Source organism: Shewanella sp. FDAARGOS_354, assembly GCF_002209245.2.
Taxonomy (GTDB): Bacteria; Pseudomonadota; Gammaproteobacteria; order Enterobacterales; family Shewanellaceae; genus Shewanella; species Shewanella xiamenensis.
Window position 1 is genome coordinate 4,721,971 of record NZ_CP022089.2, and the last position, 24,590, is coordinate 4,746,560.

Consider the following 24,590-nt stretch of genomic DNA (forward strand, 5'->3'; position numbering starts at 1 on the left):
GGCTCCTTATCGGCCGTGAATACGGCGTAAATAACGCGCTTGCCACAGGTTAATCAACAGTAACAGCAGTAAAGATGTTATCAGCACGATAGATGCAATGGCACTTGCGCCAGCAAAATCAAACTCCTGTAAGCGAACAAAGATCATCAATGAGGTGATTTCACTGATGTAGGGCATATTACCGGCGATAAAAATTACCGCGCCAAATTCTCCAAGACTGCGGGTAAAAGACAGTGCTGTGCCAACCATTAAAGCTGGCCACAGAGAGGGCAAAATCACCCGCCAAAACACCGCGCTATCGGTTGCGCCTAAGGTCATGCCAGCTTCTTCTTCATCGTTGGATAACTCTTCCAATACGGGCTGGACGGTGCGCACCACGAAGGGAATACTGGTGAAGATCATCGCGACCACAATCCCCAATGGTGTGTAGGCCACTTTGATGCCAATTTCGGCCAATAGGCTACCAATCTGACCATTTTCAGCATAGAGAGTGGCTAAGGTAATACCCGCGACGGCTGTCGGTAAGGCAAAGGGTAAATCGACTAAGGCGTCGAGGAGGCGTTTACCTGGAAACTCATAACGAACCAATACCCAGGCGAGTAATAGCCCGAAAAGACAGTTAAATAGGGAGGCGGCCAGTGCCGACAAGATAGTGACTTTGTAGCTTGCTAGTACGCGGGGATCGGTAATCACGCCCCAATACTCGGCCCAGCTCATCTGGCTGGTTTGCATAATCAGGCCTGTGGTGGGGAGCAAGAGAATCAAGCTGACAAACAGCAAAGACACACCCAGGCTGATACTAAACCCCGGCAAAACCCGCTTGTGGCGTAAGCGCCCATTATTAAATATCACTGAATAACCACCCGATAAGGTTAATGGAGTTAATCCAATATTATTATGCCATTAGCACGTTATTGCTCAATCGCGATAAAGACTGCTGATGTTTATCTTTATTGCGATATAACCACAAAACCCGGGACATTGCCCGGGTTGTAGGTTTGATGACTTAGGTACCCAAGCGGATGATCAACGCTTTAATAACTGATCCAGTTTAGCTCCATTGGCAAATTGGGTCTTCATCGCGTTGTCCCAGTTACCAATGATTTGCTCAACGGTCATTAACTCAACCGCAGGGAACTGTTTGGTAAATTCGGCAACCACTTTCTCATTGTGAACGCGGTAGTTAAATCCGGCTAACAAACGTTGCGATTCTTCACTGTAGAGATAGGTTAGATACTCGGTCGCTAATTCTTGCGTGCCGTTACGCTTAGCATTTTTCTCTACTACGGCAACGGGGAATTCTGCCAGAATCGAGGTTTTAGGCACGACAACTTGGTAATCATCGGCGCCATATTGCTGACGAATATTGTTAACTTCAGATTCGAAGGTGATCAACACATCGCCGATGCCACGCTCAACAAACGAAGTGGTTGCACCACGGCCGCCTGTGTCAAATACGGCAACGTTACCAAGGAACTTTTTCAAAAACGTATCTAAAGAAGCCTGATTATCTTTGCCATAGTTTTTCTGGGCATAACCTAAGGCGGCTAAATAAGTGTAACGAGCATTACCCGAGGTTTTTGGATTCGGGAACACCAGCTTAACGTCATCTTTAGCTAAATCATTCCAGTCGCTGATTTGTTTTGGATTGCCCTTACGCACTAAAAACGCAATGGTAGAGTAGTAAGGTGAACTGGCATTAGGCAGCAGTTGTTGCCAGTTTTCAGGGATCAACTTGCCGCGATCATGCAGAATTTGTACATCGGTGACTTGGTTAAAAGTCACCACATCTGCGGGTAAGCCTTGCAGAATCGAGCGAGCCTGCGCTGAAGAACCTGCATGGGATTGCTTGATTTCAACCGTTTTACCGGTTTTTTCTTGCCAATGTTTAGCAAATACTGGGTTATAGGCACTAAATAATTCCCGTGAGATATCGTAAGAGGAATTAAGTAAGGTCTGATCGGCGGCTGCGGCATTGAGGGAAGCGCCCAGTAATAGGGTTCCTAGCAGGGCCTTAGTGAATTTTACTGGCATTTTGTGCTCCTTAATCTGGCAACTGTGTCAGGGTATAGAGATAGAGTAATTGAAGTTTTTACTTATAAAAAGCTAGTTAAATAGAACTTTTTTGAATAACTATGAGCAATTAATTGTATGCCATAGGTGATATTCATCGTGTTTGTTGTGGCCAAGCCCCTTAAAATATCCCTATGCGAGTTGCTTTTATCAAATAAAGGATAAACCCTGTGTCTGACTTTATGACTATTGAAGCCTGTATCGGGCAAACGCCGCTAGTTCGTCTGCAACGGTTGGATTGCGGGAGCTCTACGGTACTGTTAAAGCTAGAGGGCAATAATCCTGCTGGCTCGGTAAAGGATCGTGCCGCACTGAATATGATTAACCAGGCGGAGCTTCGCCAAGAAATCGCCCCTGGTGATACTTTGATTGAAGCCACCAGTGGTAACACTGGGATTGCCTTAGCGATGGCCGCAGCGATTAAAGGCTACAAGATGATCCTGATTATGCCGTCGAATTCGACCCAAGAGCGTAAGGATGCCATGCAGGCTTATGGCGCCGAGCTGCTGCTGGTGGACAATATGGAAGCTGCGCGGGATTTGGCCTTAGATCTTCAGGCTCAAGGCAAAGGTAAGGTACTGGATCAGTTCAATAATCAAGATAACGCAAATGCGCATTTTCTCACAACTGGCCCAGAGATTTGGCAGCAGAGCCAAGGCAAGATCACTCACTTTGTTTCCAGCATGGGTACCACAGGTACCATTATGGGCGTGTCGAAATACCTAAAAAGCCGCAACCCCGATATCACCATTGTCGGGCTACAACCCGCTGATGGTAGTTCTATTCCGGGGATTCGCCGCTGGCCGCAGGAATATTTACCGGGTATTTTTGATGCCGCCCGTGTCGATGCCGTGATGGATATAGAAGAGCAAGATGCCAAAGCCATGGCAAGAACTTTAGCGCGTGAAGAAGGTATTTGTGCTGGCGTGAGTTCTGGAGGCGCGGTATTTGCAGCGCTTGAGATAGCGAGGCAGAATCCGGGGGCCGTTGTGGTTGCGATTGTGTGCGATAGGGGCGACCGTTATCTATCATCTGGGCTATTTTCTTAAGCCGCGTTTTATCCACTGTTCCTCGCATTTGGGATTTCTTCTGCAATAAAAATGGGCGTGTATCGCCCATTTTAATCACTTATTGCTTAAGCCCTCATAGTTTCAAGCATCGCTTAAATCATCATGGCCCAATGATTATGGCTGCGGTGGAAACTGCGCCAAAATCCGGCTTACCGCCTTAGCGGTGTCTTGGGCTTTTTTATCGCCGCCCGCATCAAAATCGAAACTATCGGTACCGCGCCAAATCAGCTTATTGGTTTTAGCATCGATAATATCAATTTGAATGGTTTGAATTTTTGCTGTGTCACTGCCAAGAGGCACGCCAACGCTGGTGCCTATGCCAATGCCGCCAGAACGGCCAAAACTGCCCGTGCCTAAGCCTATAGATAGACCTGAGTCTTTAGGCTTGTCTTGGGTCAGTAAGCCATAGGCGACTTTAAAATCGGGGGAAGAAGCATTTTCGGTAAAGCCTTTTTGGCTTAATTGCTGGGTGATTTCGGTTTGAATACGCTGGGCACTGAGCGGATCGTTGTTGGGCTGTGGAGCAAGCTGCGAGAAACTCTGCAATGCCTTAAAGTTATAATTGAGATCGTAATCGTTTTTCGGCTTAGTGCTGCAAGCACTTAAAAAGACCGTGGCGATGAACAAACTGGCGATGTATTTGTATCTCATCATTGCACTCCAAATTGTACGAACAGTATTCAATGTGCCTTGATTAACAGTAAGACTGCAAGTAATTTAGTGAAAAGTGTTTGATTTTTGTTAAGTATAGAAGGTCACACATTTTACGTACTTAAACTGGCAGAGTAGCCCAAGATCATGGAACAGTTAGCCTTTTTCGATATTCCAAGCCCTTGTATAGGTGTGTGCCAAACCGATGCGCGGGGCTATTGTAAAGGTTGCCTACGCAGTCGTGATGAGCGGTTTAATTGGTTGCATTTTACCGATGCAGAAAAACATGATGTGATCCGTTTATGTCATCAACGGAAACGTCGGCGGGAGCTGGCCTTGTATAAGGCGCGTCAGCAAGCGCTTGAGCAGGAGAGAGCGGCGCTTAATCCACAGCTTGATTTTGCGCCACAGACCGCCGCAGAGTTGGATTTAGGCGATCTTGCTCTCGACGAATAATCTCTATGAGCCTTTTTGATAAGATGATACAAACTAGAGGCGCTAAATTTGCCGCTTTTTCGGCCAGCTTAAGGTGAAACGCGTCTGGGCTGGATGGCTGGTGACATTGACCTCACCCTGATGACGCTGCATGATCCGCTTGATAATCGCTAAACCTAAACCATGACCCTTATTACCATTTTGCACCGATTGGCTGCGGTAAAAGGGCTCGAACACTTTAGGTAAATCCACCTCTGGGATAGGCTCTCCATCATTGCTCACACTTAGTGTTACCCGTTGCTGGGTTTGGCTGACTTCAATCAAGATTTGATGGCGAGCAAAACGCTGTGCATTGGTCAGTAGATTTTGCAGTGCTCGCTCAATCAATGCTGGTTCGCCAAATAAGGGCAGGGTCTCTATATCTGTATGCAAGGTTATTGGGGTTTCACTCAATGCACTTAAACGTTTAATGGATTGATTAATCAAGGTGATAAGATCGTATTCATCTAGAGGCATTTCACGCTGGGATTCTAAACTGGCGTAGGTGAGTAATTCTTGCAGTAGGTTTTCCATTTCCTTAATGTCGAGCTGCATTTCATTGAGAAAATCCTGACGCTTTTGTTCGTCAGAGTCAGGTTGGCAGTACATGGGCATTAAGGCGAGGGCGAATTTAAGTCGCGCAAGGGGCGTGCGAATCTCGTGGGAAACCGCATTGGACAAATGTTTTTGGTTTTCAATCAATGCGCTGATATGTCGCGCCATTTCATTAAAGGTATTGGCTAAGGGTTTTACCTGAGAGCGGTTCGAGAGATTGATGCGAGTGTCCCATTTGGCTTCGCCAAAATCCTTTGTGGCCTTACGCAATATGCTTAAGTCTCGCGAGAGTGGTCCAACCCAAATCAAAGCGACGAGTGCGAGTGACAAATAGAAAAACAGAGTGAATAAATTACGCAGATCGGCTCTGGGGTCTATCTCAATAGGACCCGCCATTAATACTTGTTCACCTACCTGAATAAACTGGAATTGTTCGCCCTCACTGGTCGTGGTGGTGACTACATGATTGGGCGTCAGAACTTGATCTTTCGCCAGTGCAATTTGATCTGGACTGAGTAGATTTAACGGCAGCTGATTATCGGTTGTGAGTACTTCTAAGTAATCGTGGCGGCTCTCCTCTGGAAGCTGGGTCAACAGCTGGGCAAATGCAACCAGAGGAGCATCTAAGGGATTATTTTCATCTACATTTTTCTTCCATAGGCTGTCCAGTGTCCAGCCTATGCCCAGAAAACTGAGACTCAGCAGTAAATATAAGCTGATAAAGAGACGTTTCACGGGAGTTCTTAGTTGTTCCAGGCCTCAGGGGCGAAGAGATAGCCTTGTCCCCAAACGGTTTTGATTCTGAAGGGGGTCTCAATATTGTCGTTGAGCTTTTTGCGAAGTCTTGAGATCCGCACATCGATCTTTCTGTCTTTACCATCAAAATCAATATTGAGCAGTAATTGATAGATATATTGACGACTCAGTACTTGTCCTGCCTGTGATGCCAGTAACCACAGGAGTTCAAACTCATGGCTGGTGAGGTCGACTTCTTTGTTGTCGAGTCGAATTGCATGGGTATGGGGATCGATACTGAGTTTACCAAAAGTCAGGCAATGGGATTCGGCCTGAGGCGGTTGGTTTTGGCGGCGTAATAGGTTGTTGATACGGGCAACCAGCAGGGCAGGATCAACGGGTTTAACCACATAGTCGTCGGCACCGAGTTCTAGTCCCTTGATCTGATCTTCGCTCGAGCCTAAGGCACTCATCAACAGGATCGGGCCGGCAAAGTAATCGGGTAACTTTTCGCACAGGCTAAGACCATCAATTCCTGGCAACATAATGTCTAGCAGGATGATATCAGGCTTATAGTTGATTAAGCGGGTTAACACTGTATCGCCACGACGCTCTACTTCAACGTGCATGCCGTGGGATTTCAAATAATCTACGATTAAATTCGCAAGACGGACATCATCTTCAACCAATAACACTCTGTGGGGTGATTGTGGATTCGTCATTAAAATAAACTCCAAGGGTTACGGTAACGTCTGCGCACCTGAGGCTGCGAGGTCGACGTGATTTTTAATTTGGCTCCAGCCAGTGTTTGGTTGGTATCCTTACTGACCAGAACAAAGTGAATATCGTTTAGCGTACTGACATTCAATGTGATTTCATGTTGTTCTAGCGATTCGCTGCACCATTTAGGATAGGCATTGTTGTCAGATAAGATACAAACCAGCTCATTTTTAGCGAGTTGCCACTGCAACTCTACACGGATTTCACAGGCTTGATTTTCATCCCCCGTGATACAGATTTCAGGGGTCAGTTTTAATTTTGACTCTTCATTTGGAGCGGCAAGTGCATGAGTCGGTCCCATTAAGCTAACGCTTTGACCGAATATGCATAGCATCCTAATATGAAGGGGCGTCACTCTTGTTAAAACCTATACGCTGCGCCAATAAAATAAGTGCTGCTATAGTCTTGATTGAGCAAGGGACTGGCGGCTATTTCATCTGCAATTTGTGTGTAGCGGAACGCAAAGAGCATATCCCAGTTATCAGTTAAGATATAACGGGCTGTCATTTCGACCCCTTTATTCCAGCCAGCATCAGCATGGTAATGTTTGCTCCAATAATCATTTTCACTCGGGCGTACACCATAGTAATAGTCGACGACGTTGGTACTTTTCCAATCAAATACGAGTGACATATCCATTACCCAGCGGGTTAAATGCCAACCATAGGTCCATTTAATTTGCGCTTCAGCGCCTTGATGCACATCAAACATATCATGGGTGTAGGCTAACCTAACTACGCCTAATGGGGTATAAATAAATGCTTCAGCGCCACCTAATAACGTAAAGTTACGCGATTCTAAGGAATTAAACACGGGTTCGGGTTCACTGCTGAGAACTGTCTTGGTCGAGAGCATTCTCGCCCCATCCTGTGAACTTCGCTCCAAAAAGATATTCGAAGGGTCCCAGCGATAGAAATAAGCTCTATCCATGCTATAGCTGGTCACTAAGTTGACGCTGAAATATTGTTGCTCAACTAAGCTATAGCCTAAGTTACCGTTATCAAAAAACCAATGGTCACCATAGTAAGCTACAGTTGGGATAAAAAAGACCGGAATATCATCAAAATCCCTAAGAGGATTGGTTTTTTGTCCCCAACCGACCGCCACGCCTAAATCCCAGTTGCGCATTTCAATACATTCATCTTTAGTGACGCACGGTTCTTTGGCCATTCCAATTGAAGGTAGGCTAAGCGCGGTGAGTAAGATTAATAATGTTCGATACATGATATGCGTTCGGATTTAATGACAGTCGGTAATGGGCAACAGATTAGCATTTTATGCTTAATTCCACAGTGCTTTCACCTGAAGGGATGCAAAATGATACAGATATCATACAAATAGCATATATGTAGATCTCGTAATCAATTGAAAGACATCATAAAAGCATAAAATGCACTTGCTTAGCGCTTTTGTCGACGTTGGTGTGTTGTATTTATACTGTTTTGCTTTTTGGGTGCTGGTGTTACTAATTTGGGTTGGTGCAGCAAATAAAATGCCATTCATTGTCGGAATGGCATTCGTAAAACTCGATGAAACCTGATTACAGCCAGGAGCTAAAGGAAGTAAAACCGATCAGTTGAGTTCTTTTAGTGTCTGATAGCCCATTTCTGTTAGCTGGTCATTCACGCAGTCGAGGACATATTGTTTAAGCTCGGCATTTTCAATCTGATCTTCAGATGCCATCTGTTGGCATACTTCGGTCAGTTGAGCGATATCATTTGCAGGTGCCGGAGGAAGTGTTGATTCATCGGCAAAGCTAGCAAAACTGATTAGCGCCGACAGGGTGATAACAGCTGATAACGTTTTCATTTTATTTCCTTTAGTTATTGATAGTTAACAACAGCCTAACTGGTTTCCCATCATGCCGCTGCGTCAACAGATAGCAATTTATCATTGCTATTATTTTTTAGATATAAATAATTTTTCACTCATTTTGTAAGCTATTTTTTGTCGAATTATCATGGTTGTTTTATGGGCAGGCTTAAGTGCCTAAGCCAGTCAAAAATACCGATCTCATCCTTCGTAAACCGCGCGAATCCCCCTGATTTTCCACTACCAAGCTGAGCTTATTTTACTATGACGTTCTTACCACCCTTAAGTTTCATCATCCTGAGCGGCATATTTGTAATTAATATGTTTAAAAATAGACTTATCTCAACTTTGGTCTATTTATGGGATGAAGTTAATCTTTTTGATGGTTTTTACGGATTACTAGAGAGTGCATTTGTTGATGAGAGAGTAGAAAGTTTGAACTATAGCAAAATTGCCCTATAAATAAGATTTAGCGCACTATTTTTACCCATGTTTTATAGATATTTGAATCTTAAGAGATTAATTTTTAGCCTGTAGATTTTTTTATTTATTAATTTTTTATCTTGATGATTTTAATGGTTAATTTGTTTATTTGTTATGATTATAAGATTTAGATTGTGATCTTCTTTGTTGTTATCTAAACTTCGCCGCTTTTTATCGAACTATAAGTGCAAATTATTGTACTGAAATTTACTTATCATTTTGGGGACTTTCTGTGTCGACAAAACTGGCGAATCCGGCTCCATTAGGTTTAATGGGCTTTGGTATGACGACTATCCTGCTAAACATTCATAATGCAGGGTACTTTCCGATTGACTCGATGATCTTAGCTATGGGGATTTTCTATGGCGGAATGGGTCAAATTATCGTGGGCATTATGTGCTTTATGCGTGGTGATACCTTTGGTACAACCGCCTTTACCTCTTACGGTTTATTCTGGTTGACCTTAGTTGGGCTTATTTTAATGCCAAATGCTGGGGTTGCGGCGAGTCCAACCTATTTTATGGGGTGGTACTTAACCCTTTGGGGAATTTTTACAGCCTTTATGTTTGTGGGATCGTTACGTTATCCAAGGGCTAAGCAGTTTGTGTTTGCTTCGTTGACGATTCTATTCTTCCTTCTGGCGGCGAGAGATTTTACTGGCAGCGCGCTTATTGGCACCATCGCGGGTTTTGAAGGGATTATCTGTGGTGCGAGTGCAATTTACTTTGCCATGGCGCAAGTGCTCAATAATGAATATGGCCGCACTATTTTACCGATAGGCGAGCTTAAAGCTAAGGTCTAACTGAGTTCTTAGTTTATGCAAAAGGCTGAATCATTCAGCCTTTTGCATTTTTGACGGGTCAGTAATATTAAAACTTACAACATCAGATTTTAGTTTGGATAAATGCAATACAGGCATTATCTAGACTACGGTTAGAGATATAGCTGGTCCCTGTTTTATGGGTGATTAGGAACCCTTTATCCGTTTGCACAATACGATAAATATCCGTCCAGAGAATTTGAGCGTTAACATATTGTGATTTTGTGTGGATACCTTGCTCATCAATGATAAGGGTGACTTCATTATTGGCGGCTTTGCTCATCATTTGCCGCATCAACCACCACGCTTTGTTGTATTTTACATTTAATGCTTCAATCACCCCGAGCCCAACAAAGAAATAGGCCAGATAGAGGCTGACATCCGCAAAAATCAGCGCAATGCCAATGAGCCCGAAACCTATGGCTTTATAATAAGGTTTGAGAGTGGGATCGGGTTTGACGGACTGGGTATAACACTCGTCAAAATGCGCTTTATCTAAGATGTAAGTTGTGGAATAACAATAGGGTGTGGTCATGTCTTATTTACTAATCAAAAGTTTAATTATCTAAAGCTGGATAGCACATTAGTTTAGCGGGTTAGCTGCGTAAAGTAACGATTTTTGGGATAAGTCTGCAGTAGCGATACGGCGCAAAATACCCTGTTATCGTACCTGCGCCCGTTCCTGCACCATAGTTTGCTTATGACTTAATAGCGGTTTCGCTCTGTGGGAATATCACTCAGATACTCAACAAACTCGACTTCAAATCCATGGGCATCGAAGAAGTAGATATTGCGGCGATAGGGATCTTCCATGCCCTCTTTTGCTATCTGAAAGCCTGCTTGAGTCAGTCTGGTGATGATTGCATCTAAATCACTTACGACAAAAGCAAAATGAGCTAAGCCAATTTGATGGCCCGTTAAGTCGCGGTTTTCCCCTTCACCGTTATCGCTAAAGGCAATGTATTGATAATCATCGCCAAAATGAATCCAATTGCGCGGCTTGCCGTACCAAGTCCCTTTATCTCCGCCACGGACACGCCAATGTGGGAAGGCGGCTTGATAAAAAGTGAGTGCTTTAGGGATATCGTCGACGACTAGGTTGATGTGCTCTAAATGGATCATAATGCGTTCCTTGTAATGATTTTAATCAGTGTGATTCACATCCAAGCTGCTTACATACCGTAGCAGTATTCCTGCTGCTTGGGGTAGGGTTGATGAATATGGCGTTGGCGTATCGGCGCTAAGGCTTGGGCATATTGATGCAACATAAATAGGCTATATTGCACTCTTTCCCTGAGGGCGATATCCCGTGTGCCTTGGGGCGTGGCGTTGAGTACATTCTCGACATTACGGATGATCAAATGGTCGGGGATCGGCACCAATTTATTGTTTTTGAGTGCATTCATTTTGACTTCTACAATGGGGTAGGCGCCGCTAATGCCGCTACAAACTGAAATCAGCAACACTGGCTTATGGGCGGTTTCCTGACGGCTACACATCAATAGGAAGTTTTTAAGCAGTGGCGATGCCATTCCACCCCATTCGGGCGTAATCAAAACGAGGGCATCCGCGGCATCGACTTTTCGCTCAATCTCAGGCCAATGTTCGCCCTTGTTGTCCTCTTCACCGTCCCAAAATGGCAGATTGAACTGGCAAAGTTCTAAGTGATGAATAGCGTCGTAACCGACATTATGGGGCGATAAAAAACTGGTTTCGGCTATGTATTTCGCGACTTTAGCGCTTTGCGAGTGGGCTCTTTGACTGGTGCTGATGATGAGTAAGTTCATTATGTAAACCTATTTGTTTATAAATTATTTATAAGGTAATTTCTTTACTTAATCTTGTAAAGGATAAAATAAATAAAAAACTTTATTTATTCTGTTAAAAGGTGGGCGATTAAGGGATAATCCGAGGCGAAGAGCGGAGAGCGCATATGAAAACTACTGATAAGATTATTCAATTACTCAAATTGCATGGCCCGTTAACGGCTAAGACCCTAGCGGAAGAGCTTGCGTTGACCACTATGGGCGTTCGCCAGCATTTGCAAGCCTTAGAAGAGGCGGGTGATGTCGATATTGAAGACAGAGTTGAAGGCCGCGGACGCCCAACCCGGTATTGGGGGTTAACGGAGCAGAGTAGAACCCACTTTGCCGATCGCCACAGTGAGCTTAGTTTGCAATTGATTGATTCCGTAAAAATGATATTTGGTGATCAGGGGTTGGATAAACTGATTGAGCATAGAGAGCAAACTGCTATGCAGCAGTATCGCAGCGCGATGCAAGGTATGACGGATATTACCAGCCGTTTAACTAAATTGGTGGAGTTACGTACCCTCGAAGGCTATATGGCGACGCAGGAACAAGCCGATGGGGTTTTCTGGTTGCTTGAGAATCACTGCCCAATTTGCAGCGCAGCGACTAAGTGCCAAAACTTTTGCCGCTCCGAACTGCAACAGTTCCAGCAATTATTTGCCGATATTGCTACTGTAAGCCGTGAAGAGCATATCATCGATGGTGCTCGTCGCTGTGCCTATCGCATTGCGCCTTTATCTTAGAGCAGGATGGTGTGATGCAATCAAAACGCGGTCGTCTCGATAGATACCTAGCTGTTAAGTTACAAATTCACCGTAAAGCCGTGCGAGAACTCTTGCTGGCGGAGCGAGTATATGTGGATGGCACGCCTGCGAAAGCGCTCGATCTGCTGGTGGATGAATTTTCCCACATTGTGTTTGATGGGCAAGTCTTACAGGCCAACCAGCCCGTGTACTTGATGTTGCACAAGCCCGTTGGGGTAGTGAGTGCGACCAAAGACAAGGAGCACCGCACTGTGATTGATTTACTCGATTGCGAAGCTCGCCATGAGCTGCATATTGCTGGGCGGTTAGATTTAAACTCATCGGGTTTATTGTTACTGACCAATGATAGTCGTTGGTCCGAGGCGTTAATGTCACCCGAGCAAAAAGTGGATAAAGTGTATCGAGTGACTTTAGCCTATCCCTTGAGTGAGGACTATGTCGCGGCATTCGCGCAGGGCATGTATTTTGGCTTTGAAGATATCACCACACAGCCTGCAAAGTTGACTATCCTCGACACTCATATTGCAGAGGTTACTTTAAGGGAAGGGAAGTACCATCAAATCAAGCGGATGTTTGGTCGTTTCCGTAATCCAGTGGTGGGATTACACCGCCTTTCCATTGGTGAGATTACCCTAGATAAACACTTAAGCCCTGGTGATAGCCGGATGTTGACTGCACAAGAAGTCGCCTCTATCTATCATTCAAAAATGAAGTAACTCGAGACGGTGCATAAAGCGCTGATATGCACTTAAAAACATAACCCTTAAGAGCATGTTGACGTTTTGAGATTGAATTTCGTTCTGGCTCGCTCATTAGGTTAAGTAAAATAGCGATACTGCGCGGACTTTATCTTGCATAGATCGTGAACCAAAGGGTTGCAAAAATAATCCTGAAACGTCAATACACCTCGGCATACGATTGTTTGAAGGACGCTGTAACAAACACGTAAGGATAACATTAGTCTGGCACAGCACGGCTACGGCTGTGCCAGTGAAAATGTGTTAGAGCCTGAATGCACTGACTTGATTACGCATGCTGCTAGCCAGTTTGGTTAGGTTTATAACAGACTCGCTGAGCTCATGTGCTGAGCGAGTCGAGTCATCGGTAATATCACTGATCGCAATAATGCTACGGTTAATACTTTCGGCCACACTACTTTGCTCTTCAGCCGCAGTCGCAATATGGGCATTGAGCTCAGCAATGTTATCTACTGACGCTACAATTTCTTTTAAGGCCTGACCTGCTTCATTGGCTTTATTATTGGCATCATCGACTTGCTTGATACCAACTTCCATTGCATTAACTGCTTCTTTAACCCCTTTTTGTAGCGTTGCGATCATCGCTTCAATTTCTTGGGTGGACTTTTGAGTTCGTTGAGCTAGCGTTCTGACTTCATCGGCGACAACGGCAAAACCTCGCCCCTGTTCGCCTGCGCGAGCAGCTTCGATCGCAGCGTTTAATGCCAATAGGTTGGTTTGTTCGGCAATACTCTTTATCACATCTAAAACTCGACCAATACTTTGGCTTTCATTGGATAAAAAGCCAATCACTTGCGCCGTTTTTTGAATTTGTTCTGAAAGTTGAGACATGCTGCTAATTGAGTCAATAACGATACGATTACCATTCGCCGCATAATTATCAGCATCCTTTGCCGAATCCGCAGCGGCTGAAGTACTCTGAGCGACCTCTGCCACAGTCGCCGTCATTTCATTCATTGCTGTTGCTGTTTGTTCAGTTTCAGCTTGTTGCTGTTGCATGCGTTTATTGGTTTCTTGGGTAAAACTACTTAGCTCGGTCGCGGAGCTATTAACCGTATTTGCTGCTTCAGCGATGGAGTGCAAAATCCCTCTCAAATGTTCAATAACTTGAGTGAGGCTAGTCGAAATAAGTCCGAGTTCATCATCATTAAAAGTACGGAATTTAACGGTAAGATCGGAATCTTGGCGGATCGTTTTTAAATTGCGCACAATATCATTGATGGGATTCATCACACTGCGATTAACCCAAAGTCCAATCAAAATACTGGTCAGCATTGCAAGCCCTGCAAGAGTGGCAAAGATGGCAATCGATGAGTGATAAATCTCGTTAGCGGTAGCTCTTTCCTGACCTGCAATTTTGATTTGTAGTGCGATAAGTTCTGATATTTTGCCACTTATCGGATCGATTGCTTGGTAAAGCGGTAATATTTTGTCATTCAGTTGGTAAGCTACATCGCCATTAACCCCCCTAAGATATGAGGTGAGCAACTCGACTTGTTGATTAGCTGGTGAAAATAACTGTTCAGCTTGTTGTGCAAGTCGAGATTCTTCTTGGGTAAGTTCAGTTGCAAGGTATTTGGGCCAGTACTGATTGATCGTTTTGCTGGCATTTTCAAGCGCATTAGCCGCTTGCGAAGCGCTAAATCCGCCAGCATTGGCTTTATTGATCGCGTCAATTACATCAACGGCATATTTATCAGCGATAACCTTAAGATCGTCTAAAGGAACCACTCTATCGTTATAGATACGCTCGACGCCATATTCGATTTTTCCCATCATATAAATGGCGATAAAACCAATGGTTACTAGCATTAGGAGCGGCACGAGAATGCCAATAAACATTTTTTGTTTTATTTGAAGACCATTCATATGGATTTCCTCAGTATATTCAGGGAGGCTTTTAGGCAGAGCTCGAGCAGTCCATGATGAGTCTGTATGAATAGTTATAGCAAATATGCCAAATGAGGTTGGTGATTTAAGGAAATAAAATTGCAGAAACAAAAAAACCTCGCTTAGCGAGGTCTTTATGTTGGTACAGATGAGAGGACTTGAACCTCCACGCCCGCAAGGGCACCAGCACCTGAAGCTGGCGTGTCTACCAATTCCACCACATCTGCATTGGTATTCGACAGGTTGTCGAACTAAATTGAATCGCAATTTGGTACAGGTGAGAGGACTTGAACCTCCACGCCCGTAAGGGCACCAGCACCTGAAGCTGGCGTGTCTACCAATTCCACCACACCTGCACTGTACTTTAATTGCAATCCTTTAACACTGGTCGCTAAGGCAACCAACTTAAAGATGGTGCCCGAACCCGGAATCGAACCAGGGACACGAGGATTTTCAATCCTCTGCTCTACCGACTGAGCTATTCGGGCGACGGGCGCAATTTAAAGGCTTTTCGGCTTTTGAGTCAACTGATTTTTACTAAATAATGTAAAAAGTGATGCGGTTGGGTAAGTTTTACTCGAATCGTGTATTTATTGAGTCCTAGCGGGAATGACAAGAGAAAATACTCAGTGCCACTTAAAGGGGATAAACGTAAAAAATGTCCGTAGAAGACGAAAAAATGCCCCTTTAAAAGGGGCATTTCGACTTAGTTTGATAAGATTTCATTGTTTGGGAAGTTAGCTTGCATTACCATTAGCACGTTTTGCTTCAGTTGGTTCTGACCTAACTCGCCATAAGCTTCTGCCATAATCTCCAGTGCTCGCTCAGTTGATGGTGTACCGGGATACGTTTCTAACACAGATTGTGCACGAACAGCAGCAGCACTCCAAGCGTTCATTTTGATATAGTATTCAGCAACTTGAATGGAGTATCTTGCTAAACGGTTTTTTAGCGATAACATGCGTTTTTGTGCATCAGCGGCATATTTGCTGTTGGGGTAGGTTTTGATTAGACGGTCAAAATCCTTAAAGGCATCTTGGGCATTTTTCGGATCACGATCGGTTCTATCGATATTCAACATATCGTGGAAAAGATAGCTATCCGCCTGCATATTGACGAGTCCTCGCATATAGTAGACATAGTCGATATTGGGGTGCGTTGGGTTGAGACGGATGAATCTGTCAATGTTAGCAATGCCAGAGGCAACATCGTCCATTTTGTAATAAGCATAAATCAGATCCAATTGAACCTGAGTTTTATGTGGTCCAAACGGGAAGCGAGAGTCTAGCGCCTCCAATGAACGGACAGCTTTAGAGTAATTGCCAAGCTCCATGGAGGTTCTTGCCTGAGAATAAAGCTCATCAGGTGAGGTTTTGGCGGCAATATCGTTATCTTCAGGACTGCTACTACAGGCTGATAACGCTAGTGAAAATAGGACTAAGGTTAAGCCTTTGGAGAATTTATACATACTTGAATTCAATTCTTTATAAGTTGTAGTTAAGAATTTTTCCATTTCACGATAAAATAGAAAGCATTCGATTGTAACAGATAGCACACATTTTTTGACCCCAAAATGGGGATACGGTTCCTATGACACAAGAGATTAATCTAAAAAGCGAGATTTCGGCAACACAAACTGGTTTGAGATTGGATCAAGCACTGGCTGAGTTGTTCCCTGATTACTCGCGCACGCGCATCAAGGAATGGATCCTATCTGATGCAGTCTATGTTGATGGCGTAATGGTAAACAAGCCGCGCGAAAAAGTTTTTGAGCTGCAGCAAATCGAAATTAACGCCACGCTCGAAGAAGAAGTGCATGCGGCTGCGCAAGCCATTGAGCTGGATATTGTCTATGAAGATGATGATATTTTAGTCATCAATAAACAAGCTGGCTTAGTGGTGCATCCTGGTGCAGGCAATGCCGATGGTACGCTGATGAACGCATTGCTACATCATTGCCCAAATATTGAGCATGTGCCACGTGCGGGTATTGTGCACCGTTTGGATAAAGATACTACTGGTTTAATGGTCGTGGCCAAAACAGTAGAGGCACAAACTCATTTGGTTGCTGCCTTGCAGGCCCGTGAAATTACCCGTGAGTATGAGGCGATAGTGCTGGGTACTATGACCGGAGGCGGCACTGTTGATGAGCCTATTGGTCGTCATCCGACGAAACGTACTCATATGGCGGTGCATCATTCGGGTAAACCGGCTGTAACCCATTACCGTGTGGCGGAAAAATTCCGTAATCATACCCGTTTAAGATTACGTTTAGAGTCTGGACGTACTCATCAAATTCGTGTGCATATGGCGTATATCGGCCATGTGCTGGTGGGCGATCCTGTATATGGTGGCCGTCCAAAACCACCGAAAGCAGCAAGTCCTGAGTTTTTTGAGATTTTGAAAAACTTTAAACGCCAAGCACTGCACGCGGTGCGATTGGAGTTAGCGCATCCTGTGACCTGTGAAATCATGAGCTGGACTGCGCCGATCCCAGAAGATATGGTGATTTTGACTAAAGCGCTGCGTCAAGACACTTTAGAACATCCGATCGAGTACTAACTGATGTTGATGCACGATTGGCCAGTACCTGACAATGTGGCAATTGCAATGACAGATCGCCATGGCGGCGTGAGCCTTGCCCCCTACGATAGCCTGAATTTAGGGTTGCACGTGGGTGACATACCGCAGCAAGTATTGGTTAATCGTGGCTTACTAGCACAGCAGTTACAGCTTGCGACTGAGCCGGTGTGGTTGGAGCAAGTCCATGGTACTCGAGTGATTGATTTGGCCGATATCGCCCCAATTAATCTTACTCAAGACGCTCAATCAGAGTGTGTGGCCTTGCAAAATACGCCACCTTTGGTCGCTGATGCCAGCTATACCGACCTCGCTGGACGGGTTTGCGTAGTGATGACCGCTGATTGCTTGCCAGTGCTTTTGTGTAATCAACTAGGGACTGAAGTTGCTGCTGCCCATGCCGGTTGGCGCGGACTGTGTGATGGGGTGATTGAGGCGACCGTGGCGCATTTTACCTCAAAGCCAAACGAACTTATCGCCTACTTAGGGCCGGCTATTGGCCCTAGCGCTTTTGAAGTCGGTGCCGAAGTGCGTGCCGCCTTTATGGCAAAAGATCCTAATGCGGAAAGTTGTTTTATTGCGCGAGGCGATAAATACCTCGCCGATATTATCGGATTAGCCAAATTACGCTTAAAGCAACTGGGTATTACACAGATCCACAGCGCCGATATTTGCACTGTATTGAATCAGGATTATTTCTCCTATCGCCGCGATAAAATCACTGGTCGTATGGCTTCCTTGATCTGGCTTAAGTCTTAAGTTTATTCCCCTATAATTTGTATTTATTTCTAGCCATCTAGCTTGAAATTGGTCAAATAGCCCCCATCTTTTAACTAACAAAATGCTGTACCTTATTTGTGAGTTTTAGGAGGCTGTATGCGACTCGATCGTATGACTAATAAATTTCAGCTTGCCATCTCAGATGCCCAGTCGTTAGCACTTGGGCGTGATCATCAGTTTATCGAACCGCTACATTTGATGATGGCGCTGCTCAACCAGGATTCTGGTTCTATCCATCCCTTATTAACCCAAGCTGGCATTCGGGTGAGTGCGCTGCGCTCGCTCTTGAGCCAAGAGCTTGAACGTCTACCGCAGGTCGAAGGCACTGGCGGCGATGTACAATTATCCCAAGGGTTAATTCGTTTATTAAACCTGTGCGATAAGTTGGCGCAAAAGCGCAAAGACAAATATATCTCCAGTGAGTTGTTCGTTCTCGCGGCGCTTGAGGGCAGCGATGCGCTAGCACAATGCCTCAAAAAATCCGGTGCGAACAAAGAGCTAATGGAACAAACCATTGAGCAAATGCGTGGTGGTCAGAATGTGGATGATCCCAATGCGGAAGATCAACGCCAAGCGCTCAAAAAGTTTACCGTTGATCTTACTGAACGTGCCGAGCAGGGCAAACTCGATCCTGTCATTGGTCGTGACGATGAAATCCGCCGCACCATTCAAGTACTGCAACGTCGTAGCAAAAACAACCCAGTGCTGATTGGTGAGCCTGGCGTGGGTAAAACCGCGATTGTTGAAGGTCTTGCTCAGCGCATTGTGAACGGCGAAGTCCCTGAAGGGATTAAAAATAAACGTGTTTTATCCTTAGATATGGGTGCACTGATTGCCGGCGCTAAATATCGTGGTGAGTTTGAAGAGCGTTTAAAAGCCGTGCTTAACGAGCTGGCGCAGGAAGAGGGCCAAGTGATCCTCTTTATCGACGAGCTGCACACAATGGTGGGCGCGGGTAAAGGCGATGGCGCCATGGATGCGGGTAACATGTTAAAGCCTGCTTTAGCCCGTGGCGATCTCCACTGTGTAGGCGCGACGACTCTTGACGAGTATCGCCAATATATTGAAAAAGATGCCGCCCTTGAGCGTCGTTTCCAAAAAGTATTAGTGGATGAGCCAAGCGTTGAAGACACCATCGCGATTTTGCGTGGCTTGAAAGAGCGTTATGAGCTGCATCACCATGTGGAAATTACCGATCCGGCGATCGTTGCGGCGGCCACTATGTCACACCGTTATGTGTCGGACCGTAAATTACCCGATAAAGCCATCGACTTGATTGACGAGGCGGCATCGAGCATCCGTATGCAGATGGATTCTAAGCCTGAATCCCTCGACAGATTGGAGCGCCGTGCTATCCAGTTGAAACTGGAAGAGCAGGCATTGGCCAAAGAAAACGATGAGGCGAGCCGCCGTCGACTCGAACATTTACGTGTCGAGTTGCATGAGGTTGAAGCTAAGGCGTCGGAGCTCAATGAAATCTGGCGCACCGAAAAAGCGGCGTTGGCAGGTACTCAGCATATTAAAGCTGACCTTGAGCAAGCGCGGATGGATTTAGAAGTCGCGCGCCGCGCCGGTGATTTAACGCGTATGTCCGAGCTGCAATATGGCCGTATTCCAGAGCTTGAAAAGCAATTGGACTTGGCATCGCAAGCTGAAATGCAGGATATGACACTGCTGCGCAATAAAGTTACTGACTTAGAAATCGCCGAAGTGTTATCAAAGGCGACGGGTATTCCGGTTTCTAAGATGCTCGAAGGCGAGCGTGAAAAACTGTTACAAATGGAAGTGGCACTGCATGAGCGTGTGATTGGCCAAAACGAAGCGGTAGATGCGGTCGCTAATGCGATTCGTCGTAGCCGCGCAGGGCTTGCCGATCCTAACCGTCCGATTGGTTCTTTCTTGTTCTTAGGACCAACCGGTGTGGGTAAAACCGAGTTGTGTAAGTCGTTAGCTAAGTTCCTATTCGATACAGAATCGGCCTTAGTGCGCATCGACATGTCAGAGTTTATGGAAAAACACGCAGTTTCCCGTTTAGTTGGGGCGCCTCCTGGTTATGTCGGCTATGAAGAGGGCGGTTACTTAACCGAAGCGGTGCGTCGTAAGCCTTATTCGGTGATTCTGCTCGATGAGGTGGAGAAGGCGCACCCAGACGTGTTCAACATCTTGCTGCAGGTGCTGGATGATGGCCGCTTAACCGATGGTCAAGGCCGTACCGTCGACTTTAGAAATACGGTGATCATCATGACCTCAAACTTAGGCTCTGACATTATCCAAGAAGGATTCGGTCACTTAAGTTATAGCGAAATGAAGAGCGCGGTGATGAATGTGGTGACCCATAGCTTTAGACCCGAGTTTTTAAACCGGATCGATGAGTCTGTGGTATTCCATCCCTTGGATGCAGAAAATATCAAGCATATTGCTTCTATCCAAATTGCTTCATTGCGTAAGCGTTTGGCAGAGAAAGACTATACGCTGGAGATCACCGACGAGGCATTATCGCTGATCGCTGAAATTGGTTTCGACCCCGTCTATGGTGCAAGACCACTGAAACGAGCCTTGCAGCAAGAGATGGAAAATCCATTAGCGCAAAAATTACTGCGTGGCGAGTTACTGCCCGGCAAACCTATCAAGGTCAGTTGCGCTGGTCGTGAGCTGGTATTCGAGCAATAATTTACGACAATCTTTGCCGTGCAAAATGCTGCTTAACCTAAACAAAAAACCGAAGTCTTGGACTTCGGTTTTTTGCCTATATCGGTTACAGATAAAATAGCGGTTAGCAATAGTATGGCATTGCCATCAAGATTTTTAGTGGTGCCTATTACAAACTCTGGGCGTTATTTTTTATTGCAAAATAGTTTGATCCGCTGTTGATTCTCAGTAATGGCTGCTTGGCGCTCTTCTTCTGTCATCGCGACAGGTTCTTTATTACCGTCTTCTTGGCGGGTGAGTTTTGTATGGGTCGTTAACACATCTAAATTATGTTTAGCGTTTTCACAAATTGCTTCTGCTTGCTTGGCATCTTTCTCTTTAATTAAAGCCGCCGATTTTTCGGACTCAGACATTTCAGGAGGCGCTTCCTTTTTAACGGGAGCTATATAGCCAATTTTACTCGGTTCAAGATCATTGCTATTCAACTGCTGCGCTTGTTGTTCCTGAGTCGGTGGTTGTTGACTGTAATGAGTTACCCCGTTCTTATCGACCCAAGTGTAAATAGCGCCCGCCAGCACGGTTTGTGTGAGCAACACTAGGCATACAAAACCTAAAAATACCACGCTCAAATTTGTTTTCATTAACATAAACATCATCCCTTAGGGCACCCATCGACATGATAGTAAAATATGCTATCTTGAAGCCTACTTCCATTCCTGTTCATAGCTTTATAAGTGTATGCAAAATTCTTCTAATCAAACAGTAAAGAATAAGGGTATCTATTTACTGCCAAATTTATTCACAACCGCAGGCTTGTTTTCCGGTTTCTACGCTGTAATTGCCTCGATGAATGCCAACTTTGAAGCGGCAGCAATCGCGATTTTTGTGGCTATGATTTGCGATGGCTTAGACGGTAGAGTGGCAAGATTAACGAATACGCAAAGTGACTTTGGTGCTGAATATGACAGTATGGCGGATATGGTGTCTTTTGGTATGGCGCCTGCGTTACTCGCCTACAATTGGGCGCTTGCAGATTTAGGCAAGGTTGGTTGGCTCGCAGCATTTATCTATTGTGCGGGCGCTGCATTAAGGTTGGCACGTTTTAATACTCAAGTCGGTGTTGCGGATAAACGTTACTTCCAAGGTTTAGCAAGTCCTGCTGCTGCGGCCGTTATTGCCGGCAGTATTTGGCTTGGTAATCAGTACTATCTCGATGGTAAGAATATCAGTTGGATTGCCGGATTGATTACAGCAATCACGGGGTTATTAATGGTGAGCAATTTCCGTTATCACTCTTTCAAGGAGATTGACTGGCGCGGCAAAGTGAATTTTATCGCCATCCTATTCGTTGTGGGTGTATTTGTTGTGGTTTCGGTTCAGCCAGCTTTAATCCTCTGCATTGGTTTTTATCTCTACGCCATTTCGGGGCCAGTGATCACTATTCGTACCGTGAGAAAGCTAAAAGTAGCCCATATTGTGGGTGATGGAGAGCATGAAAAGGAACAAGAAACAGCAGAGGGCACCAAGAGCTCAAAAAGTTCTACGGATAATCCTTAGTCCGACAGTTCCTACATTCTCAATCTTTTATGCCATGTTAGTTCTACGGTTCAAGAGTCGCCATTCCCTATTCTTGAACCGTTTCTCTGCACCGGACATACTCATCTATATATGTAAAAGTTTTAAAGCGCCCTTTCTTAAGGCTATTCGATCTATAGAATTTCCTGCACATCCTTTCTACATATGCCAAACTTACCAGCCCAAGTGAGAAAAATAGCAGCATATCCAGCCAACACTTGAAGATTTGTTGGTTATTTGTTCACTCGGCAGGTTTTGTTAAAAAAGCGCTTGCACAAAAAGTTCTGCTGCCTATAATGCGCATCCACTGACACGGCAGACAGCGAAAGCGAGCGCGGTTTCAGTGCGAATCGAATGCAAAATGTGCAGTTGATTCGAAAGCCTCAAGAAGTTTGCAAAAACGCCTTGACGCGACAAGGGAAATGCGTAGAATACGCAGCCCTGACCCAGTGAGCGGTAACGCAAGCGATGAGGTCAAATGCTCTTTAACAATCTAAACAAGAAATCTGTGTGGACACTCACAGGTGTTGAGTTAATCGAAATTACTTTACTTTCGAGTAAGTAATCAAAGAATTAAATCAATGAATGAGTGTTCATAGCAATATGTACAGTTTGTTTTGGCACTTCTTTTAACTAGGAAATGTTGAAACAACAATCAGAATTCATTGAGCCGTTTGACGTAAGTCGAACAACAAAACTTTAATTGAAGAGTTTGATCATGGCTCAGATTGAACGCTGGCGGCAGGCCTAACACATGCAAGTCGAGCGGCAGCACAAGGGAGTTTACTTCTGAGGTGGCGAGCGGCGGACGGGTGAGTAATGCCTAGGGATCTGCCCAGTCGAGGGGGATAACAGTTGGAAACGACTGCTAATACCGCATACGCCCTACGGGGGAAAGGAGGGGACCTTCGGGCCTTCCGCGATTGGATGAACCTAGGTGGGATTAGCTAGTTGGTGAGGTAATGGCTCACCAAGGCGACGATCCCTAGCTGTTCTGAGAGGATGATCAGCCACACTGGGACTGAGACACGGCCCAGACTCCTACGGGAGGCAGCAGTGGGGAATATTGCACAATGGGGGAAACCCTGATGCAGCCATGCCGCGTGTGTGAAGAAGGCCTTCGGGTTGTAAAGCACTTTCAGTAGGGAGGAAAGGGTGAGTCTTAATACGGCTCATCTGTGACGTTACCTACAGAAGAAGGACCGGCTAACTCCGTGCCAGCAGCCGCGGTAATACGGAGGGTCCGAGCGTTAATCGGAATTACTGGGCGTAAAGCGTGCGCAGGCGGTTTGTTAAGCGAGATGTGAAAGCCCTGGGCTCAACCTAGGAATAGCATTTCGAACTGGCGAACTAGAGTCTTGTAGAGGGGGGTAGAATTCCAGGTGTAGCGGTGAAATGCGTAGAGATCTGGAGGAATACCGGTGGCGAAGGCGGCCCCCTGGACAAAGACTGACGCTCATGCACGAAAGCGTGGGGAGCAAACAGGATTAGATACCCTGGTAGTCCACGCCGTAAACGATGTCTACTCGGAGTTTGGTGTCTTGAACACTGGGCTCTCAAGCTAACGCATTAAGTAGACCGCCTGGGGAGTACGGCCGCAAGGTTAAAACTCAAATGAATTGACGGGGGCCCGCACAAGCGGTGGAGCATGTGGTTTAATTCGATGCAACGCGAAGAACCTTACCTACTCTTGACATCCACAGAAGACTGCAGAGATGCGGTTGTGCCTTCGGGAACTGTGAGACAGGTGCTGCATGGCTGTCGTCAGCTCGTGTTGTGAAATGTTGGGTTAAGTCCCGCAACGAGCGCAACCCCTATCCTTATTTGCCAGCACGTAATGGTGGGAACTCTAGGGAGACTGCCGGTGATAAACCGGAGGAAGGTGGGGACGACGTCAAGTCATCATGGCCCTTACGAGTAGGGCTACACACGTGCTACAATGGCGAGTACAGAGGGTTGCAAAGCCGCGAGGTGGAGCTAATCTCACAAAGCTCGTCGTAGTCCGGATTGGAGTCTGCAACTCGACTCCATGAAGTCGGAATCGCTAGTAATCGTGGATCAGAATGCCACGGTGAATACGTTCCCGGGCCTTGTACACACCGCCCGTCACACCATGGGAGTGGGCTGCAAAAGAAGTGGGTAGCTTAACCTTCGGGGGGGCGCTCACCACTTTGTGGTTCATGACTGGGGTGAAGTCGTAACAAGGTAGCCCTAGGGGAACCTGGGGCTGGATCACCTCCTTACCTATACGACTAACTCGATGTTTGTTGAGTGTTCACACAGATGGCTTGTTGAACTTCCTGTAAAGGAAGGGAGAGCGACATGCACCG

23 protein-coding genes, 3 tRNA genes and 1 rRNA gene are annotated in these 24,590 nt (G+C 45.6%); 10 read left to right on the forward strand and 17 right to left on the reverse strand.

What is annotated here, in order from left to right; genetic code table 11:
- Positions 1–6: 6 nt before the first annotated feature.
- Entirely contained in the window at positions 7–852 is an 846-nt protein-coding gene (gene cysT / locus CEQ32_RS21245; protein WP_037421358.1) for a sulfate/thiosulfate ABC transporter permease CysT, read from the reverse strand.
- A 174-nt stretch (positions 853–1,026) separates the two neighbouring features.
- A complete protein-coding gene (gene cysP, locus CEQ32_RS21250) occupies positions 1,027–2,034 on the reverse strand; it encodes a thiosulfate ABC transporter substrate-binding protein CysP (RefSeq protein ID WP_088586806.1) in 1,008 nt (335 codons plus the stop codon).
- Between the two features lie 209 nt (positions 2,035–2,243).
- Here cysP and cysM point away from each other — a divergent pair, with 209 nt between their 5' ends.
- Complete coding sequence (cysM, locus tag CEQ32_RS21255; protein WP_037429742.1) at positions 2,244–3,122, forward strand: cysteine synthase CysM; 879 nt, start codon at positions 2,244–2,246, stop codon at positions 3,120–3,122.
- 135 nt (positions 3,123–3,257) lie between these two features.
- On the opposite strand, the gene CEQ32_RS21260 is transcribed toward cysM, so the two are convergent.
- Entirely contained in the window at positions 3,258–3,794 is a 537-nt protein-coding gene (locus CEQ32_RS21260; protein ID WP_088586807.1) for a DUF4136 domain-containing protein, read from the reverse strand.
- Between the two features lie 147 nt (positions 3,795–3,941).
- Here CEQ32_RS21260 and CEQ32_RS21265 point away from each other — a divergent pair, with 147 nt between their 5' ends.
- Positions 3,942–4,250, forward strand: coding sequence for a DUF1289 domain-containing protein (locus CEQ32_RS21265; RefSeq protein WP_037429746.1), 309 nt, complete (start codon positions 3,942–3,944; stop codon positions 4,248–4,250).
- Between the two features lie 42 nt (positions 4,251–4,292).
- Here CEQ32_RS21265 and CEQ32_RS21270 read toward each other — a convergent pair whose 3' ends face one another.
- The 5 genes from CEQ32_RS21270 to CEQ32_RS21290 all read right to left on the reverse strand — a co-directional run bounded on the left by CEQ32_RS21270 (position 4,293) and on the right by CEQ32_RS21290 (position 8,147).
- Positions 4,293–5,558, reverse strand: coding sequence for an ATP-binding protein (locus tag CEQ32_RS21270; RefSeq protein ID WP_088586808.1), 1,266 nt, complete (start codon positions 5,556–5,558; stop codon positions 4,293–4,295).
- A gap of 8 nt (positions 5,559–5,566) precedes the next feature.
- A complete protein-coding gene (locus tag CEQ32_RS21275) occupies positions 5,567–6,280 on the reverse strand; it encodes a winged helix-turn-helix domain-containing protein (RefSeq protein ID WP_011073412.1) in 714 nt (237 codons plus the stop codon).
- Complete coding sequence (locus CEQ32_RS21280; protein WP_192959136.1) at positions 6,280–6,672, reverse strand: DUF3019 domain-containing protein; 393 nt, start codon at positions 6,670–6,672, stop codon at positions 6,280–6,282. The genes CEQ32_RS21275 and CEQ32_RS21280 overlap by 1 nt, the downstream gene beginning before the upstream one ends.
- A gap of 26 nt (positions 6,673–6,698) precedes the next feature.
- Positions 6,699–7,562: a MipA/OmpV family protein gene (locus tag CEQ32_RS21285; RefSeq protein WP_037421340.1), complete on the reverse strand. Its 864-nt coding sequence runs from the start codon at positions 7,560–7,562 to the stop codon at positions 6,699–6,701.
- 348 nt (positions 7,563–7,910) lie between these two features.
- Entirely contained in the window at positions 7,911–8,147 is a 237-nt protein-coding gene (locus tag CEQ32_RS21290; protein ID WP_037421337.1) for a hypothetical protein, read from the reverse strand.
- Between the two features lie 718 nt (positions 8,148–8,865).
- On the opposite strand from CEQ32_RS21290, the gene CEQ32_RS21295 reads away from it, so the two are divergent.
- Positions 8,866–9,435: an acetate uptake transporter gene (locus CEQ32_RS21295; RefSeq protein WP_037429751.1), complete on the forward strand. Its 570-nt coding sequence runs from the start codon at positions 8,866–8,868 to the stop codon at positions 9,433–9,435.
- 82 nt (positions 9,436–9,517) lie between these two features.
- Here the strand turns inward: CEQ32_RS21295 and CEQ32_RS21300 are convergent, their stop codons facing one another.
- The 3 genes from CEQ32_RS21300 to CEQ32_RS21310 all read right to left on the reverse strand — a co-directional run bounded on the left by CEQ32_RS21300 (position 9,518) and on the right by CEQ32_RS21310 (position 11,240).
- Positions 9,518–9,988 (reverse strand): YcxB family protein, encoded by a 471-nt coding sequence (locus CEQ32_RS21300; protein ID WP_037429752.1) that lies wholly within the window; start codon positions 9,986–9,988, stop codon positions 9,518–9,520.
- A gap of 170 nt (positions 9,989–10,158) precedes the next feature.
- A complete protein-coding gene (locus tag CEQ32_RS21305; RefSeq protein WP_088586810.1) occupies positions 10,159–10,575 on the reverse strand; it encodes a VOC family protein in 417 nt (138 codons plus the stop codon).
- 50 nt (positions 10,576–10,625) lie between these two features.
- Positions 10,626–11,240 (reverse strand): NADPH-dependent FMN reductase, encoded by a 615-nt coding sequence (locus CEQ32_RS21310; protein ID WP_088586811.1) that lies wholly within the window; start codon positions 11,238–11,240, stop codon positions 10,626–10,628.
- Positions 11,241–11,386: 146 nt separating this feature from the next.
- On the opposite strand from CEQ32_RS21310, the gene CEQ32_RS21315 reads away from it, so the two are divergent.
- Both CEQ32_RS21315 and CEQ32_RS21320 read left to right on the forward strand, forming a co-directional pair.
- Positions 11,387–12,007 carry a helix-turn-helix transcriptional regulator gene (locus CEQ32_RS21315; protein ID WP_088586812.1) on the forward strand — a complete coding sequence of 207 codons (621 nt, stop codon included), beginning with the start codon at positions 11,387–11,389 and terminating at the stop codon, positions 12,005–12,007.
- 14 nt (positions 12,008–12,021) lie between these two features.
- Positions 12,022–12,744 carry a pseudouridine synthase gene (locus CEQ32_RS21320; RefSeq protein ID WP_088586813.1) on the forward strand — a complete coding sequence of 241 codons (723 nt, stop codon included), beginning with the start codon at positions 12,022–12,024 and terminating at the stop codon, positions 12,742–12,744.
- A gap of 285 nt (positions 12,745–13,029) precedes the next feature.
- Here CEQ32_RS21320 and CEQ32_RS21325 read toward each other — a convergent pair whose 3' ends face one another.
- From CEQ32_RS21325 to CEQ32_RS21345, 5 genes are all read right to left on the reverse strand, one after another.
- Entirely contained in the window at positions 13,030–14,655 is a 1,626-nt protein-coding gene (locus tag CEQ32_RS21325; RefSeq protein ID WP_088586814.1) for a methyl-accepting chemotaxis protein, read from the reverse strand.
- 161 nt (positions 14,656–14,816) lie between these two features.
- Positions 14,817–14,903, reverse strand: a tRNA-Leu gene (locus CEQ32_RS21330).
- Positions 14,904–14,945: 42 nt separating this feature from the next.
- Positions 14,946–15,032, reverse strand: a tRNA-Leu gene (locus tag CEQ32_RS21335).
- Positions 15,033–15,088: 56 nt separating this feature from the next.
- Positions 15,089–15,164, reverse strand: a tRNA-Phe gene (locus CEQ32_RS21340).
- A gap of 218 nt (positions 15,165–15,382) precedes the next feature.
- A complete protein-coding gene (locus CEQ32_RS21345) occupies positions 15,383–16,144 on the reverse strand; it encodes an outer membrane protein assembly factor BamD (protein ID WP_037421317.1) in 762 nt (253 codons plus the stop codon).
- 122 nt (positions 16,145–16,266) lie between these two features.
- Here CEQ32_RS21345 and rluD point away from each other — a divergent pair, with 122 nt between their 5' ends.
- The 3 genes from rluD (at position 16,267) to clpB (ending at position 20,706) form a co-directional block, all read left to right on the forward strand.
- Positions 16,267–17,238 (forward strand): 23S rRNA pseudouridine(1911/1915/1917) synthase RluD, encoded by a 972-nt coding sequence (gene rluD / locus CEQ32_RS21350; protein ID WP_088586815.1) that lies wholly within the window; start codon positions 16,267–16,269, stop codon positions 17,236–17,238.
- A gap of 3 nt (positions 17,239–17,241) precedes the next feature.
- Positions 17,242–18,015 carry a peptidoglycan editing factor PgeF gene (pgeF, locus tag CEQ32_RS21355; RefSeq protein ID WP_088586816.1) on the forward strand — a complete coding sequence of 258 codons (774 nt, stop codon included), beginning with the start codon at positions 17,242–17,244 and terminating at the stop codon, positions 18,013–18,015.
- 117 nt (positions 18,016–18,132) lie between these two features.
- Positions 18,133–20,706, forward strand: a complete 2,574-nt coding sequence (gene clpB / locus CEQ32_RS21360) for an ATP-dependent chaperone ClpB (RefSeq protein ID WP_088586817.1) — start codon at positions 18,133–18,135, stop codon at positions 20,704–20,706.
- Between the two features lie 164 nt (positions 20,707–20,870).
- Here the strand turns inward: clpB and CEQ32_RS21365 are convergent, their stop codons facing one another.
- Positions 20,871–21,332, reverse strand: coding sequence for a DUF4124 domain-containing protein (locus CEQ32_RS21365; RefSeq protein WP_088586818.1), 462 nt, complete (start codon positions 21,330–21,332; stop codon positions 20,871–20,873).
- 91 nt (positions 21,333–21,423) lie between these two features.
- Between CEQ32_RS21365 and pssA the strand changes: the two genes are divergently transcribed.
- Both pssA and CEQ32_RS21375 read left to right on the forward strand, forming a co-directional pair.
- The gene (gene pssA, locus CEQ32_RS21370; protein ID WP_088586819.1) at positions 21,424–22,242 is read left to right on the forward strand and encodes a CDP-diacylglycerol--serine O-phosphatidyltransferase; all 819 of its coding nucleotides are present in this window, start codon (positions 21,424–21,426) and stop codon (positions 22,240–22,242) included.
- A gap of 718 nt (positions 22,243–22,960) precedes the next feature.
- Positions 22,961–24,503: ribosomal RNA gene (locus CEQ32_RS21375) — 16S ribosomal RNA — on the forward strand.
- The last annotated feature ends 87 nt before the right edge of the window (positions 24,504–24,590 follow it).